This window comes from Corallococcus silvisoli, assembly GCF_009909145.1.
Classification (GTDB): domain Bacteria; phylum Myxococcota; class Myxococcia; order Myxococcales; family Myxococcaceae; genus Corallococcus; species Corallococcus silvisoli.
In genome coordinates this window covers 1-17669 of sequence record NZ_JAAAPJ010000015.1, presented here as the reverse complement: position 1 = coordinate 17669, position 17669 = coordinate 1, and the positions used below count along the sequence as shown (strand labels likewise).

The window sequence follows — 17669 nt, the reverse complement described above, 5'->3', positions numbered from 1 at the left end:
TGAGCAGCCCGGGGTGCGTGTCCATGACATGGACAGAGCTGAAGACAGCTCCGCATCTACGCAGGCACGACGGGTTCCTGGCTGTCCGCGACGCGCGGAAGCCCTGAAAGGCCGCGGGGCGCTCGTTCCCCACGGATGCACCGGGCCAGCTAGGCTGGGGACAGACCATGCCCCTGACGCGTCTGGACATCGCTGGGTACCGCTCCGTGCGCCAGCTCCACCTGGAGCTGGGCCCCGTGACCGTGGTGGTGGGGCCCAACGGCAGCGGCAAGACGAACCTGTACCGCGCGCTGTACCTGCTCGCGACTGCGGCGGACGGGCGGCTGGCGCGCACGCTGGCGGACGAGGGCGGCACGCCGAGCGTGATGTGGGCCGGCCCGCGCGACGGCAAGAAGCCGGTGCGGCTGCGCGTGACGGTGGACCTGGACGACCTCACCTACGAGCTGCAATGCGGCGTGGTGCCCGGGCCTCCGCCGCCCACGATGTTCCTGTTGGATCCGGAGGTGAAGGAAGAGCACCTCTGGGCGCACTCGGGGGGCCGGCGCGTGGTGCTGATGGAGCGCAAGGACCGCACGGCCTTCCTGCGTGACTCGAGCGGGACGCGCGTGGCGTTCCCCACGGAGCTGTGGTCGTCGGAGTCGGTGATGGATCAGCTCGCGGAGCCGCACCGCTTCCCCCGGCTGGCGGAGGTGCGGCGCACGCTGGGCGCGTGGCGCTTCTACCACCACTTCCGCACGGATCCGGACGCGCTGCCCCGGCACCCGCAGGTGGGCGTGCGCACGCCGGTGCTCGCGTCCGACGGTCGCGACCTCGCGGCGGCGCTCCAGACCATCTGGGAGGTGGGGGACGAGCGCGCCCTGGAGCAGGGCCTCGACGACGCCTTCCCGGGCGCGCGGCTGGAGGTGCGCGAGGACCAGGGCCGCTTCAGCCTGTTCCTGCACATGCCCGGCCTGCTCCGGCCCATGGCGGCGGCGGAGCTGTCGGACGGGATGCTGCGCTACCTGTGCCTGCTGGCGGCGCTGCTCAGTCCCCGGCCGCCCCCGTTCCTCGCGCTGAACGAGCCGGAGACCAGCCTGCACCCGGAGCTGCTGGAGCCGCTGGGCCGGCTCATCGTGCGAGCGTCGGAGTACAGCCAGGTCTGGGTGACGACGCACGCGGAGCCCCTGGCGCGCGTCATCGCGGACGGCGCCGGCATCTCGCCCGTGCACCTGGAGAAGCAGCAGGGCGCGACGACGGTGCGGCGGAACAGGGACGACGAATGACACCCGGCCTCTACCTGACGCACAAGCCCGTGGGCCCCACCAGCTTCTCCGTGGTGCGCGCCTTCCAGGAGGAGGCGCTGGAGACGCGGCCGGGGCGCCGCACGGCGCTGTGCCACGGCGGCACGTTGGACCCCTTCGCGGAAGGGCTGCTGCTCATGCTGGTGGGCCCGGCCACGCACCTGTTCGAGCACCTGCACGCCGCGCCCAAGGTCTACGAGGCCCGCGTGGAGTGGGGCACGGAGATGGACACGGGCGACCTGCTCGGCCGCCCCGTGCACCAGGGGGACGCGTCCGCGCTCACGCCCGAGCGCCTGGATGAGGCGCTGCGCCCGTTCCTCGGGTGGACGGAGCAGGTGCCGCCCGCCACCAGCGCGAAGAAGCTCGGCGGCGAGCCCGCCTACCGCAAGGCCCACCGGGGCGAGCCCGTGGACCTGCCCCCGTCGCGCGTCTATCTGCACGCCGCGCGCTGGCTCGCGCACGACCTGCCCCGCGCCAGCGTCCTGGAGCTCACCTGCCGGGGCGGCTACTACGTGCGGTCGCTGGCCCGGGACCTGGGGCGGGCGCTCGGCTGTGGCGCGCACCTCTCCGCGTTGAAGCGCACGGCCATCGGACCGTGGAGGGACCCGGGCCCCGGCCGCCGCGTGGAGCTGCACGGCCGCGACCTGCTCCCCTGGGCCTCCACCCGCGCGCTCACCGACCAGGACGTGGGGGCCCTGCGTCAGGGCCAGTCCATCGCTGGCGTGCCCCTCCAGCCCCCGGACTGGCGCCCACCGCCGGGCTTCCCGGAGCCACAGGCGCCGGTGCGAGGCTTCCACCAGGGGCGGTTGACCTTCCTGCTCACCGCGCGCGACGGCGCCCTGTGGCCCGAGACGGAGCTGCGCGGCGGCGTCTAGAACGGGCGTCCATGGCCGCTCCCGACCTGAAGACCGTCGAACTCACCCCGGCGCACTGGCCGGACCTCGAGAAGCTCTTCGGCCCCAACGGCGCCTGTGGCGGCTGCTGGTGCATGTACTGGCGCATCCCGGAGGGCGAACGCTACGACGACGTGCGCGGCCCGGAGGCGAAGCGCCGCTTCAAGGCCCTCGTCGCCAGCGGCGAGGCGAAGGGCGTCCTCGCCTACGCGGACGGAGCGCCGGTGGGCTGGGCCACCTTCGGCCCGCGTCGCTCCTTCTCGCGCCTGGACCGGGCCCCCAGCTTCCAGTGCGATGACGCGAACGCCGTCGCCTCCGTGCCCTGCTTCTTCATCCACCGGAACTGGCGCGGCCAGGGCGTGGCCACCGCGCTGCTCGCCGCCGTGGAGACCGCGCTGCGCCGCGAAGGCGCGCGCACCCTGGAGGCCTACCCGGTGAAGCCGCCCCGGGGCGCCGCGCGCATCTCCAACGGCATGGCCTACACGGGCACGCTCTCCTTCTTCCTCAAGCGCGGCTACGTCCACGTCGGGGACCGGCCCGCGGGCAAGCAGCGCGTGCGCAAGCCGCTGAAGCCCCCGCGCGGGAAGTGATGTCCGCCGTCACCACCCCGGGGGTGGGGGGGATGATGACTGTCATCACCGGTGGTGACGGTTGTCACCACCCCGGATTTCAAGCTGTCGCCGCGTAACCTCATGGAATCACGGAGGGTCGCCAGGGGGGCAGGGCTGGCACGACGCGCGCAATAGGTCCCGGCATGACCGCTTCCGCGACGGAAGCCGCTCCTCCCGGAGATCCAAAATGGCCATCACCCAGACCGCTTCCACCGCCCTCTCCTCCGCCCTCAACTCCAAGCCGGCCCTCGGCGCGAAGGAGCTCCAGAGCCTGATGGGCCCCGCGTCCGCCAGCCGCAAGGAGGCGGAGATGGCGGCCACGCTGAACAACATGAAGGCGCAGCTGGAGGGGCTGAAGGCGCAGATCAAGGACCTGAAGGCGCACCCGCATGATCAGTTCACCGCCAGCGGCGGCGGCTGCGTGAAGCCGGCCTCCGACAACTGGCAGCCCAAGGACCTGGGCGCCCTGGTGGAGATGAACAAGCTGGGCCAGACGTCCGGCCCCATCAGCGCGGAGCAGTTCGCGGACAGCATCGAGGCCGCCGTCGGGGACCTGGACGGCCAGGCCGCCTCCAGCGAGTACCGCACCGTCGCGGACTGGGCCGCCAACAACCGCGAGCGCCTCACCCCGGAGGCCCGCCAGGTGATGGACATCTACTCCAAGTACGCGGCGCTCTCCCAGGCGCGCGGCGACTCCGGCATCCCGCAGGGGGACTTCAAGAAGATGCTCGCGGAGATGCGCGACGTGGGGGACGCCAGCGCGAAGAAGGCGCTCGCCAACCTGGACAGCAAGACCCACGGCGGCACGGTGTCCGGCCAGGACATGGCCCGCGCCATCCAGACCGGCACCGCGGACCACGACGGCCAGGCCGCCGGCGCGGAGCTGAAGGAGTTCGAGAAGTGGGCCGCGAAGAACCAGAGCCGCCTGTCTCCGGAGGCCAAGGAGGTCCTGGACGTCTACCGCAAGCACACCAAGGCGGCGCAGGCGCAGGGCCGCAGCGGCCTCACGGACCAGGAGACCGCCGCGCTGAACAAGGAGATGCGCCGCGTGGGCTCCGGGGACGTGAGCGCCCGCAAGGCCACGGAGGCGCTCGACAGGCAGCACGGCCCCATCTCCGGTGAGGACCTCACCCAGGCCATCCGCGAAGGCATCTCCGACACGGATGCCCACTCCACCACCTCCGAACTGAAGGAGTTCGAGAAGTGGGCCGCGAAGAACGAGAGCCGCCTGACGCCGGAGGCGAAGGAGGTCCTGAAGACCTATCAGGCCGCCGCGAAGAAGGCCGGCCCGGACGGCCTGACGCAGAAGGAGGCGGACGCCATGTTCAAGGCGATGGGCCGCTTCCAGACCTTCCACGACAGCTCCATGCGCGACGCGCTGGAGGGACTGGACGCCAAGAGCGGGAAGATCTCCGGCAGCGACCTGACGGCCGCCATCGAGAAGGGCGCCGGCGACCTGGACGGACAGGCGGCGGGCACGGAGTTCACCGACACGATGAAGTGGGCGCGCATGAACTACGACCGCCTCACGCCGGAGGCCAAGAAGGTGGTGGACACCTACGAGAAGTACGCCACCCGCGCGCAGGCCAGCGGCTCCACCGGCATCGACCCGAAAGACTTCAAGAAGATGATCAACGAGATGAAGTTCGTCAGCAACCCGCGCCCGCCGCGCCCGCTGTTCATCGCGGCCTGAGCGGCACCGCCGGTCTCGTTGGGGAGTGGGGGGATTTGAAGCGAGGGGGAGACAGCCACACGCATCCCGGGTCGTTCCCGCCGGTCGCCCGGCGGTGAACCCAGAGGTGCCCCGGACCTTCGGGGGAGGGTTCGGGGCACCTCTCATTTTCAAGACAGGCGCGTCAGTACTTCTTCGCCTTGGCGATGGTGGCCTGCGCCTCCTTCACCACGTTCTCCACGGTGAAGCCGAACTTCTGCTGGAGCGCCTTGATGGGCGCCGAAGCGCCGAAGCTGCGCATGCCGATGACGCTGCCCGCGAGCCCCACCCAGCGCTCCCAGCCGAACGCCGCGCCCTTCTCCACCGCGACGCGCGCCTTCACGGACGGGGGCAGCACGCGGTCCTGGTACTCCTGGGGCTGCTGCTCGAACAGCTCCCACGACGGCATGCTCACCACGCGCGCCTTCACGCCCTCGGCCTTCAGCTTCTCCGCGGCCTCCACCACCAGCGCGACCTCCGTGCCCGTGCCGATGAGGATGACGTCCGGCGTCCCGCCCTCGGCCTCCAGCAGGGTGTACGCGCCCTGGGCCACGCCGGACGCGGGGGCGAACTTGGTGCGGTCCAGTGTGGGCACCGGCTGCCGCGACAGCACGAGCACCACCGGGTGGTGCTGCTGCTGCGCGATGTAGCGCCACGCCTCCGTCACCTCGTTGGCGTCACCGGGGCGCATCACCACGTTGCCCGGCACCGCGCGCAGCGACGCCAGCTGCTCCACCGGCTGGTGCGTGGGGCCGTCCTCGCCCAGGCCGATGGAGTCGTGCGTGAAGATGTGGATGGCCGGCAGCTCCATCAGCGACGACAGGCGCATGGCGGGGCGCTCGTAGTCACTGAAGATGAGGAACGTGGCGCCGTACGCGCGCACGTGGCTCAGGTTGAGGCCGTTGACGATGGAGCCCATCGCGTGCTCGCGCACGCCGAAGTGGATGTTGCGGCCCGCGTACTCGCCCGGCTTCATGGACGTGGAGGCGGACAGGTACGTCTTCGTGGACGGGTTCAGGTCCGCGGAGCCGCCCACCAGCCACGGGTAGTTCTTCGCCAGCGCGTTGAGCACCTTGCCGCCCGACTCACGGGTGGCCATGCCCTTCGCGTCCGCGGGGAACACCGGCAGCTCCTTGTCCCAGCCCTCCGGCAGCTCGCGCTTGAGCATGCGCTCCAGCTCGTGCGCCAGCGCGGGGTGCTTCTCGCGGTAGGCCGCGAAGGACGCGTCCCACGCCTCGCGCAGGCCCTTGCCGCGGGCGCCCAGGCGCTCCTGGAAGCGCTCGCGCACGCCGTCGGGGACCAGGAACTGCGAGTCCTCGGGCCAGCCGTAGTTCTTCTTCGTGCCCTTGATTTCGTCCGCGCCCAGCGGCTCGCCATGGGCGCTGGCGGAGCCCTGCTTCTTGGGCGAGCCGAAGCCGATGAACGAGTTGACGATGATGAGGGTGGGCTTGCCGCGCTGCTCCTTGAAGGAGCGGTAGGCCTTGGACAGGGCCTCCAGGTCGTTGGCGTCGGTGACGTGGAGCACGCGCCAGCCGTAGCCCTCGAAGCGGCGGCCCACGTCCTCGGTGAAGGCCAGGTCGGTGCTGCCGTCGATGGAGATGTGGTTGCTGTCGTAGATCCAGCACAGGTTGGGCAGCTGGAGGTGGCCGGCGAGCGACGCGGCCTCGGACGCCACGCCCTCCATCATGTCGCCGTCGCCGCAGAGGGCGTAGACGTCATGGGTGAACAGCTCGAAGCCCGGCTGGTTGAAGTGGCCCGCCTGCCACTTGCTGGCGATGGCCATGCCCACGCTGTTGGCGACGCCCTGGCCCAGGGGGCCGGTGGTGGTCTCCACGCCGGTGGTCCAGCGGTACTCCGGGTGGCCCGGCGTGGCCGAGTCCAGCTGACGGAACTTCTGGATGTCCTCCAGCGACACGGCGGGGACGTCCGTGACCTGCTCGTCCTTGCCCACGCGCTTCACGCCCGCCAGGTGCAGCAGGCTGTAGAGCAGCATGGACGCGTGGCCGTTGGAGAGGATGAAGCGGTCGCGGTCCGGCCACAGGGGCTGGGCCGGGTCGTACCGCAGCTCCTGCTGCCACAGCTGGTAGGCCACGGGAGCCAGCGCCATGGGCGCGCCCGGGTGGCCCGAGTGGGCCTTCTCCACCGCGTCGATGGACAGCGTGCGGATGGTGTTGATTGCCTGGGTATCGATCTTCTCGGTCGTCATGCGGCCTCCCTCGCCGGACTGCGTCGCGGGCGCACCATGCCGTAACTGGAAGCGCCGTGCCGCACGAAACACGCCCCCCGGGACCGGCCCGGCGGCGGTGTATGCCCGGCGGTCAGGCAGGGGACACTGGCGCTCCCGGGAATTACCGCCGAGCCATCGCCCCGCGGGGTGTCCTGCCCCGGGTGAGGTGGTTCACCGCCTCACCCAGCCCCTCCACGGTGAGGGTGAACATGGGGAACACCGTCGCGAGGGTCGCGATGGTGCCCGTCCGCCACGACCCGCGCGGCTCCGGGTTGAGCCACACATTGCGCTCGAAGTGCTGCGCCAGCTGCATCATCCACGTGAGCCCGTCCAGCCCCTCCTGCCGGTACTGGCCGTTGGCATCCGTGCGGATGCCCAGCTCGTACGGGGCCATGGACGCATCGCCCACCATCACCAGCTTGTGGTGCCGCCCCACCTGCGCGGTGAGCTCCGGCACGGTGATGCCACCGGTGAGCTGGGGCGTGGCGTAGAGCTTCCCGTAGACGCAGTTGTGGAAGTAGTAGGTGCGCAGCTCCTTGAAGTGCGTGGCCTGGCTGGCGACGCTGAACAGCCGGCTCACCAGGTGCGCGTACGGGTCCATGGAGCCGCCCACGTCCATGCACAGCACCACGCGCGTGTTGGGCCGGCGCGGCGGACGCGTCACCACCTCCAGCTCGCCCGCGTTCTTCGCGGTGGCGGAGATGCTCTCGTCCACGTCCAGCTCCTCCGCGGCGCCCTCGCGCGCGAAGGCCCGCAGCTTGCGCAGCGCCACCGCCAGCTGCCGCGTGTCCAGCACCACGTCGTCGCGGTAGCCCGCGTACTTGCGCGCGCCGGCCTGCCACAGCGCCTGACCCTGTCGTCCGCCCGTGCCGCCAATGCGCACGCCCTGCCGCGCCATGCCGCTGTTGCCAAAGGCAGACGCGCCGCCCGTGCCCACCCAGCGCGTGCCGCCGTCGTGGCGCTCGGTCTGCTCCTTCAACCGCTGCTCCAGTTGCTTTCGCAACTCCTCGGGGTCCCACTGCTCCAGGAGCGCCAGCTCCTCCGGGCTCAGGTCCGTGCGCTCCTTCGCCTCCTCCAGCCAGGACAACAGCTCCTCGGTGAGCTTGAGCGCGTCGGATGCGACGCCCTGGAAGTGCGCGAGGAACGCCTGGTCGAACGCATCCAGCTGCGTCTCCGAGTGCACCAGGAGCGCGCGCGCCACGTGGTAGAAGCCATCCAGGCTGCTGTCATGCAGTCCGGCCTTCAGCGCGCCGGCCAGGGCGAGCGCCTCCTGCGCGCCCACCTTCACCCCGCGCTTTCGCAGCTCATAGAAGAACGGCAGGAACATGGGCCCGGGTCCTTTGCCGTTACGCGCGGGTCCGCCGGCCGCGTCCGAACGCCTCGGCCACCGCCACCAGGTCCTGCTCCTTCTTGAGCAGCGCGCCCAGGAACGGCAGCTGCTCCTCCAGCTTCAACTCCATCACGCCGTTGGCCTTGAGCACGGAGATCCAGTCGATGAGCTCGCTGGTGGAGGGCCGCTTGCGCAGGCGGGTCATCGCGCGCAGCTCGTAGAAGACCTTGAGCGCCTGCTCCGCCAGCGCCGCGTCCAGCCCCGGGTGGTGGACCTCCACGATGCGCTGCATGAGCTCGCGCTCCGGGAAGTCGATGAAGTGGAACACGCACCGGCGCAGGAACGCGTCCGGCAGCTCCTTCTCGTTGTTGCTGGTGATGAGGACCACGGGGCGGTGCTGGGCCACGACCTCGTCGTTCGTCTCGGAGATGCGGAAGCGCATCCGGTCCAGCTCGTGGAGCAGGTCGTTGGGGAACTCCAGGTCCGCCTTGTCCACCTCGTCGATGAGCAACACCACGCGCTCGGGGGCGGCGAAGGCCTCTCCCAGCGGCCCCATGCGGATGTATCGCCGGATGTCGCGCACGTCCCCGTCGCCGAAGCGCGAGTCATACAAACGCTGCACGGTGTCGTAGACATACAACCCATCCTGGGCCCGCGTGGTGCTCTTCACGTGCCAGGTGAGCAGCTTCAATCCCAGCCCCTGGGCAATGGCCTCCGCCAGCAGCGTCTTGCCGGTGCCGGGCTCGCCCTTGACCAGCAGGGGGCGCTGGAGCGTGAGGGCACAGTTGACGGCGGCCTGCAGGCCCTCGCTCGTGAGGTAGGAGTCGGTGCCGCGGAAGCGGACGGGAGTGGGAACCGGAGTCATGATGGGTTCCTTTAACATTCCGGGCGGCAATGTTTCTCCCGCCCCGGGCGGTTGGGTGTATATCCTGCCCCACATGGCCCCACTTTCCCTTGAGACCGAACTTCGCGACATGGTCCGGCGCGAGTTGCAACTGCAACTGGCTCCCGTTCAGAAGGCCGTGGCCCGTATGGCCAAGGGTCTGGATGCGCTGGATGCCCTTCGCGACGTGACCTACCGCCTGGCGCCGCTGTCCAGCCGCCTGGGCTCCGTCGCTGGCGTGCGCACGCCCACGCTGGCGCCCGAGCCCGTCGCGCGCCGCCGTCCGGGCCGCCCGCCGTCCGCGAAGGCCGCGCCCGCCGCGAAGGCCGCGCCGGTGAAGGGCGCCGGGAAGGCCGCGCCCGCGAAGGGTGCCGCCGCGAAGGCCGCGCCGGTGAAGGGCGCCGCGAAGGCCGCGCCCGCGAAGGGTCCGGGACGTCCGGCCGCGCGTGCGGCCGCCGCGGAAGGCAGCCAGGCCTGCGCCGTCATCGGGTGCAAGCGCCAGAGCCGCTCCAAGGGCTACTGCTCGGCGCACTACCAGAAGCTGCGCCTGCTCATCCGCACGGGCCGCCGTCCGGACGCGTGGGTGGATGGCGCCCGGCCGCAGTCGGTCCAGGACGTGACGCTCCCGCGCGGCCGCGCGGGAAGCCAGGCGCTGAAGGAAGTGGCGAAGCCCGCCGCTCCCGCCGCGCCGCCCAAGGCCAAGGCCTGGGTGCGCAAGAAGGGCTCCAGTGGCGGCATGGTGTCCCTGACCTGACGAACGAAGTCGTCCACGGGGCTGCCAGCGTGGTGGGTCGCGAGCGGCGGCCCACCGTGCGTCCCCCGGGACGGACACGCGGCGCTTCCTACGGTTGACAGCAGCCCCGCGCCGGTGGGAATCCGGGCCGCATGAGCGAGCAATATCCAGTCACCGTCGCGGTCCGCCGTCCCGATGGTCAGGTGGAGCAGGTCCGGGTAGGCACGGCGTACAGGAACGGCGAAGGCTTCACGCTGCAACTGGGCGAGCTGTCCATGAGCGCCACGCCGGTGGCGGCCCCCGCGGCCCGCCGTCCCGCGTCCTCGGGCGCGCCGGCCGGTGGAGGCGGCGGCGACGGCATGCTTCTCCCCAACTACGGCCGCAGCAAGGGCGCGCCCGTCTACGGCGCCAGCCTCCAGGACCTGGAGTTCTACGCGAACGGCGCGCGCCGCTCGCTGGCGGACCCCAGCAAGTCGCGCTGGCACGACAAGGAGCGTCAGCTCCTGGCCTCCATCGAGGCGGAGATCGCCCGCCAGCGCGGCGAGGGTGGCGGCGGTGGTGGCGAGCCCCGCGGCGGTGGCGGAGGCCGGGGCGGCTACGGCTACGGCAATCCGCCGGACGACGGCGAGATCCCGCCGCCCAACGACGACGACAACATCCCCTTCTGAACAACCGGGTCATCCGTTCGGGTGACTCACGGGCTGAAATCCAATTTCGCGCGCCCCGCGTAGTGAGGGCGGGGCCCAATGCGACCTGCTGAAACGGGGGGGAGGCGCGGCGGGCCTGTCGTCGAAGTCCGCCGCTCGCAATTCCGGAGCGGCGGACCCTTGTCGCTCCGCAATCCGTTGACATTCTTCAGCCAATAGTAGACACCGCGCGTGCTTTCGGCGGTCACTCGAAGTGAAGCCCTACCTCGCGTGTGATTCATTCCACGTGGTTTGCTTCACTCTTGAAGCGTTGCGCATCCCACGGATTTATCAGGCTCAGGGGGCTCTTCTGTCCTGGCCTGTACTTCACGATTGACGTGGCCAGCCAGAGAAAGTCCGTATTTCCAAGGGCTTAGGAATTGGCCTGGAACGTGCTCTATCCATCCTTGCCAGGGAATCCATCCCGTCCGGCAAGGCTGTGAAATCACGAGGCCACGGAAATGACCGAACGGGTTTGTGTGGTGGGCGCGGGTTCCTTCGTCCCAGCGCGGACCATCAGCAACGAGCGGATCGCACGGGCCATCCCCGGTTGGTCCGCGGAGCGCATCGAGGAGAAGATTGGCATCCGGGAGCGCCGCTTCCTCTGGGACTTCGACGACGAGACGGGCCGGGCCATCCCCCCGCCGGACGACGTGCTGGGCCGCTTCTACCCGGCGACGAACACGGACATGTGTGAGCTGTCGCTGCGCCAGGCGCTGTCGCGCGGCGGGGTGGACGCGAAGGAGCTGGACGCGCTGTTCGTGGTGACGTGCACCCCGGACGCGCCGCACTTCAACCACGACGCCATGGCGCTGCATGAGCGGCTGGGCCTGCGCGAGGACGCGTTCGCGCTGGTGGTGGACGACGGCTGCGGCGGCACGCCCTACGTGCTGGACCTGGTGCGCAAGATGATGGAGGGCGGCCGCTTCCGCACGGTGGCGGTGGTGGCCTCGGCGTTCACCTCGCCGCTGCTCAACCGGGAGGTCTACACGGACGAGCTCCCGCCCACGCCGGGCCGCCCCAAGGCGCTCAATGCCTACCTGTCCATGTATGTCTTCGGGGATGGCGCGGGCGCGGTGGTGCTGCGTCGCCAGGAGGGCGACGAAGCCGGCCCGGGCATCCTCTCCTCCTTCTCCGGCAACGCATACGCGGAGCTGGTGACGCGCCGGGGGGGCGGCATGCTGAAGCTGCCCTACCAGCCAGGTCGCACGCGCCCATCCGACATGGCCTTCGTGGTGGATGGCTTCAAGGTGGCGCGCAGCTACCCGGAGTACATGCAGAAGTGCCTGGACACGGTGCTCACGACGCCCGAGCTGCGCGCGCAGGTGAAGCGCTACTACTTCCACCAGCCCAACAAGCGGGTGATGGATTCATTCGTGACCCGCGCGGGTCTTCCGAAGGAGGCCGTGGCCTGCAACGTGGATCGCATTGGCAATACGTCCGCGGCGGGAATGCTGATTCTGCTGGCGGACGATTTGGAGCACGGGCGCGTGGCGCTCGGCAGTGGGGACCTGGTGGTGGTGGCGGCGGTGGGCGCCAACGTTCATTATGGCGCCCAGCTCGTGCGGCTGTAGCGCGCACGGGTGTTCATCTCCTCCCCCCCGGAGATTTCCCCCTCTATGAGTGAGCAGCGCAAGGAAGTGGTCGGCTTGGAGCCGGCCGTGGCCCAGGACCTGGACAAACGCCTGGCCTTGGCGACTCCGGATGACACGGCCCGAGGCATGTTCTTCAACGGCGCGCTGAACGCGGTGCGCATCCTGGGCGGTGACGCGGCCGTGGAGAAGTGTCTGGCGGCGTCCTCGGAGAAGAAGTTCGTCGACTTCTTCAACTACCCGGTGTCGGGCTTCCTGAAGCTGTCGTTCGCGGGAGCGCAGCTGATGGGGCCGCAGCTGGGCGGCTTCGACGCGATGTTGCGCAAGATGGGCACGCAGGCCACCACGGACTTCCTGTCGTCGGCCGCGGGCAAGACGCTGCTGCTGCTCGCGGGCGACAGCCCGAAGCGGCTGGTGTCGAACCTGCCCACGGGCTACCGCGCGGCGGTGAGCTATGGCGAGCGCAGCGTGGAGTGGCAGGGCGACCGCGCGGGCCGGCTGCTGATGAAGCGCGACTTCATGCCGCCCGCGTACCACGAGGGCGTGCTCCAGGCGGTCATCGAGGCGCTGGGCGCCCGGGGCGTGCAGGTGAAGGGCCGTCAGACCGGAACGGTGGACACGGAGTACGCGCTGTCCTGGCAGTGACCCGAGCACGCCCCTCACCTGGGAATGGAGCCGAACATGTCGCGGGAACAGGCAGGGGCCCCGGTGCGACTGCAGTCCGGAGATGAGTGGGTGTATGCGTTCCGCTCGCAGGAGGACGCCGCGACGCCGCCGGATGAGGCGGTGTGCGCGGCGGCTCCCTTCGAGCCCACCGTGAAGCTGGGCGCGGGCCTCTACGTGCCCGTCCATCGCGTGGTGGACGGCAGGGCCGTGACGGACGGCGGCTACGAACGGGTGGGCACGGCGACGGCCTGTTTCCGGCTGACGGACCGGGCCTTCACCCCGGGCACGCAGGTGCCCTTCCACGCGCGCTTCCTCCTGCCGGTGGGTGGCTTCACCGCGTCGGGGGTGTGCACGCTGGTGAGCAACGACCAGCCCCAGGCGGGCGTGGTGCTCGCCGGCGGCGCGCTCAAGCTGGTGGAGGTACCGCCGGGCTTCGTGGGCGGCGTGCTGTCCAACCTGAGTGTGTTCAACCCGCTCAGGCTGCCCGGCTTCGCCACCGGCTCGTACTACACGCTGTACACCTTCCGGACCCCCAACCCCTGAGCGGCGAGCCGGCCCCTCCCGGCACCCCGGGGGGCGCGGGAATGTCGGGGTTGCCTGGGAGAATGCGTCCCTGGGCGTCCGATGGCATCGCGAGGGGGACGCATGGAAGGCAGGTGGAATCCACTCTACGAGTCGCTCGGCTACCGTCCGCCAGCGGGCGCGAAGGCCGCGCCGCCCGCGAATGAAGCCGAGGCTCCGGCGAAGCGGCGGGCGGACTCCGTTTCCCTGGTGGACACGGACCTGCCCATCCTGGGGCCGGAGGAGCTGGAGGCGCTCAAGGCGGCCTTCCTGCGGGAGCCGGAGGACGTGCTGCGCTGGACGGAGAGCGGCCTGGGCGCGAGGGTCACGGTGGGCGCGTTCGTGGAGGTGCTACACGAGCTCGAGCTGCTCTTCACGGACCCGGGCCAACTGGAGGAGCGCCTGGACGCGGCCGGGCGGCACGGCCGGCAGGGCGCGGGAGGGCTGCCCGCGGACTTCACCTTCCCGCTGAGGACGGAGGAGATCCCCATCGACCCCACGCGCACGCGCTTCGAGCCGGGGGCGGACCTGCGCGGGTGGCTGTTGTTCGGCGGCCCGGTGTGGCTGGAGCAGGGCGCGGCGGCGCGGCAGGCCCCGTTCCGCTGGCACTTCGGGGCGAAGAGCCGCTTCGTGTACCCGCTGCGGGAGCCGGAGCGGGGGCACCCGGTGGAGGTGGCGCTCTTCGCGGACTTCGGCACGGGCGAGTACGCCTCGCGATACCTCGCCCGGCAGCTGGTGATGCGGGGCGAGCGCCTGGACTGCGCGGTGCACCTGGGCGGCGTCTTCTACGCGGGCCGCCAGGGAGAGTTCGACGCGCACGTGGCACGCCCCCTGGAGCCGCTGCTCGCGACGACGACGTTGCTGACGCTGAACGCGGCGCCGGAGATGCGCTCGGGAGCGGGGGCCTACTTCCGCTACCTGGATGAGCGGCGGGGCGCCGGCCCCCGTCACCCTCAAGAGGGAAGCTACTTCTGCCTGACCGCGGAGCGCTTCCAGCTCATCGGCCTGGACACCGCCTGGTTCGAGGAGGGCCGCCACCGCGAGCCCGCGCTCCTGCAGTGGTTGGAGCAGCGCTTGTCGGAGGGCCGCAGGCGAGGCGCGATGAACATCCTGCTGAGCCACGCGGCGCCCTACGGGCCAGAGGACCCGGTCCGGCTGGCTCCGCTCGTGTCGGAGGACCTGAAGGCCCTGGTGGTGGGGCGCGAATGGGTGGACCTCTGGTGCTGGGGCGGCGCCCGAGGGGGCGCGCTATATGACCGGGCCCCGGGCCTGCCCTTCCTTGGCGCGAGCCTGGGCCACGGAGGCTTCCCCTACGCCCGGCAGGACGCGCCGGAGCACCCGGTGGCGCCGGTGCGCTTCTTCGAGTCCCGGCCGCGCTTCCCGGAGTGGACGGGCGTGCGCCAGGACCGAGGCAATCACGGTCACGCCACGCTGTGGCTGCACGCGGATGGCACGGCGTCGCTGCGCTACACGGACTGGATGGGCGAGGTGCGCTGCGAGGCCACCCTGGCACGTCAGGGTGCCCGTGGCCCCGTGATGTTGAGGCAGCTCGACCTGGGCGGGTGAGCGTCAGGGGCCCTGGATGCCGCGCTCGCGCATGTACTTGCGCAGGCCCGCGGCGCCCTGGGCGCGCACCTTGTTGTGCAGCAGCGGCGTCCACCCGAGCACCAGTCCCACGGGCCCCAGCGCCTGCCGCGACCACGTCCAGAAGGGGAACCGGTCGTGGTGGCGGATGATCTTGCCGTCGGCGAACTCGAAGGACGCGTCGATGCGGTTGAGCACCTTCCGGCCCGTCTGGCTGAAGGTGTAGCGCGCATCCCAGTGCGCGCGGCCGGCGCGGTCGTCGGCCTGGACGTCGCTGAAGGTGAGCTCCAGGTCGCGGCCGCGCTCCAGCAGCATGCGCCACATGGAGGTGGCGCCCGCGTAGCGCAGTCCCTGGAACACCTCGTCGTTGAACTCCACGTCCGGGTGGTAGCAGGCGGCCATGCCGTCCGCGTCGCGCCGCTGGAAGGCCGAATAGAAGTCGGTGATGAGCTGGGAGTGCGGGTGCATCCCGCCCGTCTAGCAGAACCGCCGGGCGCCGCGCTCGAGGCCCGGAGGCCGTCCGCCGCCGGACCGGGACTGGCCGGAAGTGCTCAGCAACGGGGGGGACGCGTGGCAAAGTACGGGCGCATGGCTCGCGACATCGTCATCTGGCCCCACAAGGTTCTCACCACGACCACCCAGCCCGTGACCGACTTTGGCCCGGCGCTCGAAACGCTCCTCCAGGAGATGGCGGCGTCCATGGCGGAGGCCAAGGGCATCGGCATCGCCGCCAACCAGGTCGGCGTGCCCCTGCGGGTGGCCATCGTCGGCAGGGAGGACGGCACCCAGTTCGAAATCGTGAACCCCCAGCTGCTATCCAAGGAGGGGAGCGTGAAGCTGGAGGAGGGCTGCCTGTCCGTGCCGGACGTGTGGGAGAAGTGCCCCCGCGTCGAGCGCGTGAAGGTCCGCTACCAGGACAGGACGGCCCAGTGGCACGAACTGGAGGCGGAAGGGCGGCTCGCGCACGTCCTCCAGCACGAAATCGACCACCTGGATGGCCACGTCTTCGTGGACCACCTCTCCAGCCTGAAGCGGACGCTCATCCTGGACCGCATGCGCAAGCTGCAGAAGTCGCTCGCGCGCCGGAAGGACGAGGCGCCGGAATCAGGCCCGGAGGGGAAGGGCTCGAAGCGCTCCTAGCTGGACGGCGGTGGAGAGGGGCGCGCTACGCTCGAGCGCATGGCGCCGCCCCCCGTCCCACGCCTGGTCCAGGCCTTCCGAGCGCAGTACCGGGCCCGGGCCATCGGACCGGGCTACAGGGGGTGGGCCCACTTCGCCTTCACCAGCCTCGTCTGTCTCGGGGGAGTCTCCCTGGCCCTGAGCCGGGTGGAGGCCCCCCACCTCTGGGAGCTGCTGGGGGTCCCCGTGGCGGTCGTGTTCGCGAACACGGTCGAATTCCTGGGCCACCGGGGCCCGATGCACCACCGGAGACGGGGGTTGGGCCTCCTCTTCGAGCGCCACACCGCCCAGCACCACCGCTTCTTCACCCACGAAGCGATGGCCTACGAGTCCAGCCGGGACTTCAAGATGGTGCTCTTCCCGCCCGTGCTGCTCCTCTTCTTCCTGGGCGCTGTCGCCGCGCCGCTGGGAGCGCTCTGCTTCCTGCTGATCTCCGCCAACGCGGGCTGGCTCTTCGGGGCCACGGCGCTGGGGTACTACCTCGCGTACGAGTGGGTGCACTTCGCCACGCACCTGCCAGGCGACCATTGGAGCGCAAAGCTGCCTGGCATCCCGTTTCTCCGGAGGCACCACCAGGTCCATCACGACCCGAGCCGGATGGGCCGCCACAACTTCAACATCACGTTTCCCCTCGGAGACGGGCTCTTTGGGACGCGCTGGCGAGGAGCCCCCCTGACGAAGCGCCGCCCCGCCGAGTGAGGGGCAGGCGGCACGCCGAGGGAGATAAGGCGGAAAGAAGAAGGCGGGAGACAGGGGTTCACACCTGGGGACGGCGTGCGCATATCCCCGGCGGTGCCGAAGGAATGATCAGGCCCGGATCATTCAAGGTTTGACGGCACGGAACCGAAGCGTTAGACAGTGGACCCCCCGCGCAACGGACCGGCGCCTCACGGCTTCGGAACGAGCGCACGGGGATGAAGCAAAAAGGGTCGAAGCAGGTGGTGACCCTGAACGCGGCGAAGTGAAGGCCGTGTCCCGCCCAAGATGGATCCGAAGGCAGCAGGTCGGACAGCTGCGCGGGAAGCAGCATGAATCGACATCGATCACAGCGGGCGTTGATGGTGTAGGTGTGGGTTGCCGCCTCATGGGAGGCGGAGCAGGTGGCGGTGTTGGACGGGAATGGGAAGCAACGGCAGGGCGGTTGACAGTAGACGCGGCGGTGGTAGAAGCCGCGCCCCTCGACGGAAGCGGGCAGCAAACGCGGACGCCGATCAGCAGCACGAGCCAAGCCGAAAGGGTTGACTCAGAAGGCGGCGGTGGTAGAAGCCGCGCCCCTCGCTTCGAAGCCCGCGCACTGGCGCGGAAGGTACTTCGAGGAGAGGTGTAGCTCCGACAAGAAAATAGGGCAGTCAACAAGCAAGTTGACGGCGGAAGCGGCGAAGAGGTAAAAGCCGCGCCCCACCGAAGAAGTCCGGAAGGCAGCACTCGGACGAAATGCGGTGAGGAAAGCTGACAACAAGCGGTTGACCGGGATGCTGGCGAAGAAGTAGAAGCCGCTCCCCTTCGAGAAACCGGCGGAAGTCACTGGACGGCGCCGGGGAAACGAAGAAGCCCGCAGGACGCAAAAGCAGAAGTTGACGGCGGATGCGGACTGAAATAGAAGCTGCAACCCCGCCGGTCGGAAAGAAGCTGGCAAGCGGGACGAAGCAACGGTAACAAAAGTCGCGAAGCAGGACAAGCGGCTCGGTCTTTGAAAACCAAATAGCAAGCCCAAGAAGTAATGGATTGCGGAA

The 17669-nt window shown here is 70.2% G+C and carries 17 protein-coding genes; 12 read left to right on the top strand and 5 right to left on the bottom strand.

Annotation, left to right across the window (positions count from 1 at the left end; translation table 11 throughout):
- Positions 1-167 precede the first annotated feature (167 nt).
- The 4 genes from GTY96_RS27435 (at position 168) to GTY96_RS27420 (ending at position 4477) form a co-directional block, all read left to right on the top strand.
- Positions 168-1262, top strand: coding sequence for an AAA family ATPase (locus GTY96_RS27435; RefSeq protein WP_161666283.1), 1095 nt, complete (start codon positions 168-170; stop codon positions 1260-1262).
- Entirely contained in the window at positions 1259-2155 is an 897-nt protein-coding gene (locus GTY96_RS27430) for a pseudouridine synthase family protein (protein ID WP_143907766.1), read from the top strand. Before GTY96_RS27435 ends, GTY96_RS27430 begins: the two co-directional genes overlap by 4 nt.
- Positions 2156-2166: 11 nt before the next feature.
- Positions 2167-2763: a GNAT family N-acetyltransferase gene (locus tag GTY96_RS27425; protein ID WP_161666282.1), complete on the top strand. Its 597-nt coding sequence runs from the start codon at positions 2167-2169 to the stop codon at positions 2761-2763.
- A gap of 208 nt (positions 2764-2971) precedes the next feature.
- Positions 2972-4477, top strand: coding sequence for a hypothetical protein (locus GTY96_RS27420; RefSeq protein WP_161666281.1), 1506 nt, complete (start codon positions 2972-2974; stop codon positions 4475-4477).
- A 163-nt stretch (positions 4478-4640) separates the two neighbouring features.
- Here GTY96_RS27420 and tkt read toward each other — a convergent pair whose 3' ends face one another.
- The 3 genes from tkt to GTY96_RS27405 all read right to left on the bottom strand — a co-directional run bounded on the left by tkt (position 4641) and on the right by GTY96_RS27405 (position 8917).
- Positions 4641-6701, bottom strand: coding sequence for a transketolase (tkt, locus tag GTY96_RS27415; RefSeq protein WP_161666280.1), 2061 nt, complete (start codon positions 6699-6701; stop codon positions 4641-4643).
- A gap of 142 nt (positions 6702-6843) precedes the next feature.
- Positions 6844-8049, bottom strand: a complete 1206-nt coding sequence (locus GTY96_RS27410) for a vWA domain-containing protein (protein WP_161666279.1) — start codon at positions 8047-8049, stop codon at positions 6844-6846.
- 19 nt (positions 8050-8068) lie between these two features.
- The gene (locus GTY96_RS27405) at positions 8069-8917 is read right to left on the bottom strand and encodes an AAA family ATPase (protein WP_143907777.1); all 849 of its coding nucleotides are present in this window, start codon (positions 8915-8917) and stop codon (positions 8069-8071) included.
- Positions 8918-9083: 166 nt separating this feature from the next.
- Between GTY96_RS27405 and GTY96_RS27400 the strand changes: the two genes are divergently transcribed.
- The 6 genes from GTY96_RS27400 (at position 9084) to GTY96_RS27375 (ending at position 14739) form a co-directional block, all read left to right on the top strand.
- Positions 9084-9689, top strand: coding sequence for a vegetative protein (locus GTY96_RS27400; protein WP_407926983.1), 606 nt, complete (start codon positions 9084-9086; stop codon positions 9687-9689).
- A gap of 131 nt (positions 9690-9820) precedes the next feature.
- Positions 9821-10336: a hypothetical protein gene (locus GTY96_RS27395; protein ID WP_161666278.1), complete on the top strand. Its 516-nt coding sequence runs from the start codon at positions 9821-9823 to the stop codon at positions 10334-10336.
- Between the two features lie 479 nt (positions 10337-10815).
- Positions 10816-11928, top strand: coding sequence for a 3-oxoacyl-ACP synthase III family protein (locus GTY96_RS27390; protein WP_161666277.1), 1113 nt, complete (start codon positions 10816-10818; stop codon positions 11926-11928).
- Between the two features lie 45 nt (positions 11929-11973).
- Positions 11974-12591 (top strand): DUF2378 family protein, encoded by a 618-nt coding sequence (locus GTY96_RS27385; RefSeq protein ID WP_201756448.1) that lies wholly within the window; start codon positions 11974-11976, stop codon positions 12589-12591.
- A gap of 36 nt (positions 12592-12627) precedes the next feature.
- Positions 12628-13155, top strand: coding sequence for a hypothetical protein (locus GTY96_RS27380; protein WP_143907783.1), 528 nt, complete (start codon positions 12628-12630; stop codon positions 13153-13155).
- 102 nt (positions 13156-13257) lie between these two features.
- A complete protein-coding gene (locus GTY96_RS27375; protein WP_161666276.1) occupies positions 13258-14739 on the top strand; it encodes a hypothetical protein in 1482 nt (493 codons plus the stop codon).
- Positions 14740-14742: 3 nt separating this feature from the next.
- On the opposite strand, the gene GTY96_RS27370 is transcribed toward GTY96_RS27375, so the two are convergent.
- Positions 14743-15225: a nuclear transport factor 2 family protein gene (locus GTY96_RS27370; RefSeq protein ID WP_143907787.1), complete on the bottom strand. Its 483-nt coding sequence runs from the start codon at positions 15223-15225 to the stop codon at positions 14743-14745.
- A 120-nt stretch (positions 15226-15345) separates the two neighbouring features.
- On the opposite strand from GTY96_RS27370, the gene def reads away from it, so the two are divergent.
- The gene (gene def, locus GTY96_RS27365) at positions 15346-15897 is read left to right on the top strand and encodes a peptide deformylase (protein WP_161666275.1); all 552 of its coding nucleotides are present in this window, start codon (positions 15346-15348) and stop codon (positions 15895-15897) included.
- A 39-nt stretch (positions 15898-15936) separates the two neighbouring features.
- Entirely contained in the window at positions 15937-16635 is a 699-nt protein-coding gene (locus GTY96_RS27360; RefSeq protein WP_161666274.1) for a sterol desaturase family protein, read from the top strand.
- 650 nt (positions 16636-17285) lie between these two features.
- On the opposite strand, the gene GTY96_RS37925 is transcribed toward GTY96_RS27360, so the two are convergent.
- The coding region (locus tag GTY96_RS37925) for a hypothetical protein (protein ID WP_235685908.1) at positions 17286-17669 on the bottom strand (384 nt) is incomplete at its 5' end.

What these genes read in the sequence shown, in the direction of transcription:
- GTY96_RS27375 (WP_161666276.1), top strand. Translation starts at nt 13,258, where the DNA reads ATGGAAGGCAGGTGGAATCCACTCTACGAGTCGCTCGGCTACCGTCCG.
- GTY96_RS27430 (WP_143907766.1), top strand. Translation starts at nt 1,259, where the DNA reads ATGACACCCGGCCTCTACCTGACGCACAAGCCCGTGGGCCCCACCAGC.
- GTY96_RS27380 (WP_143907783.1), top strand. Translation starts at nt 12,628, where the DNA reads ATGTCGCGGGAACAGGCAGGGGCCCCGGTGCGACTGCAGTCCGGAGAT.
- GTY96_RS27360 (WP_161666274.1), top strand. Translation starts at nt 15,937, where the DNA reads ATGGCGCCGCCCCCCGTCCCACGCCTGGTCCAGGCCTTCCGAGCGCAG.
- GTY96_RS27425 (WP_161666282.1), top strand. Translation starts at nt 2,167, where the DNA reads ATGGCCGCTCCCGACCTGAAGACCGTCGAACTCACCCCGGCGCACTGG.
- GTY96_RS27385 (WP_201756448.1), top strand. Translation starts at nt 11,974, where the DNA reads ATGAGTGAGCAGCGCAAGGAAGTGGTCGGCTTGGAGCCGGCCGTGGCC.
- tkt (WP_161666280.1), bottom strand. Translation starts at nt 6,701, where the DNA reads ATGACGACCGAGAAGATCGATACCCAGGCAATCAACACCATCCGCACG.
- GTY96_RS27395 (WP_161666278.1), top strand. Translation starts at nt 9,821, where the DNA reads ATGAGCGAGCAATATCCAGTCACCGTCGCGGTCCGCCGTCCCGATGGT.
- GTY96_RS27370 (WP_143907787.1), bottom strand. Translation starts at nt 15,225, where the DNA reads ATGCACCCGCACTCCCAGCTCATCACCGACTTCTATTCGGCCTTCCAG.
- def (WP_161666275.1), top strand. Translation starts at nt 15,346, where the DNA reads ATGGCTCGCGACATCGTCATCTGGCCCCACAAGGTTCTCACCACGACC.
- GTY96_RS27400 (WP_407926983.1), top strand. Translation starts at nt 9,084, where the DNA reads ATGGCCAAGGGTCTGGATGCGCTGGATGCCCTTCGCGACGTGACCTAC.
- GTY96_RS27405 (WP_143907777.1), bottom strand. Translation starts at nt 8,917, where the DNA reads ATGACTCCGGTTCCCACTCCCGTCCGCTTCCGCGGCACCGACTCCTAC.
- GTY96_RS27435 (WP_161666283.1), top strand. Translation starts at nt 168, where the DNA reads ATGCCCCTGACGCGTCTGGACATCGCTGGGTACCGCTCCGTGCGCCAG.
- GTY96_RS27410 (WP_161666279.1), bottom strand. Translation starts at nt 8,049, where the DNA reads ATGTTCCTGCCGTTCTTCTATGAGCTGCGAAAGCGCGGGGTGAAGGTG.
- GTY96_RS27390 (WP_161666277.1), top strand. Translation starts at nt 10,816, where the DNA reads ATGACCGAACGGGTTTGTGTGGTGGGCGCGGGTTCCTTCGTCCCAGCG.
- GTY96_RS27420 (WP_161666281.1), top strand. Translation starts at nt 2,972, where the DNA reads ATGGCCATCACCCAGACCGCTTCCACCGCCCTCTCCTCCGCCCTCAAC.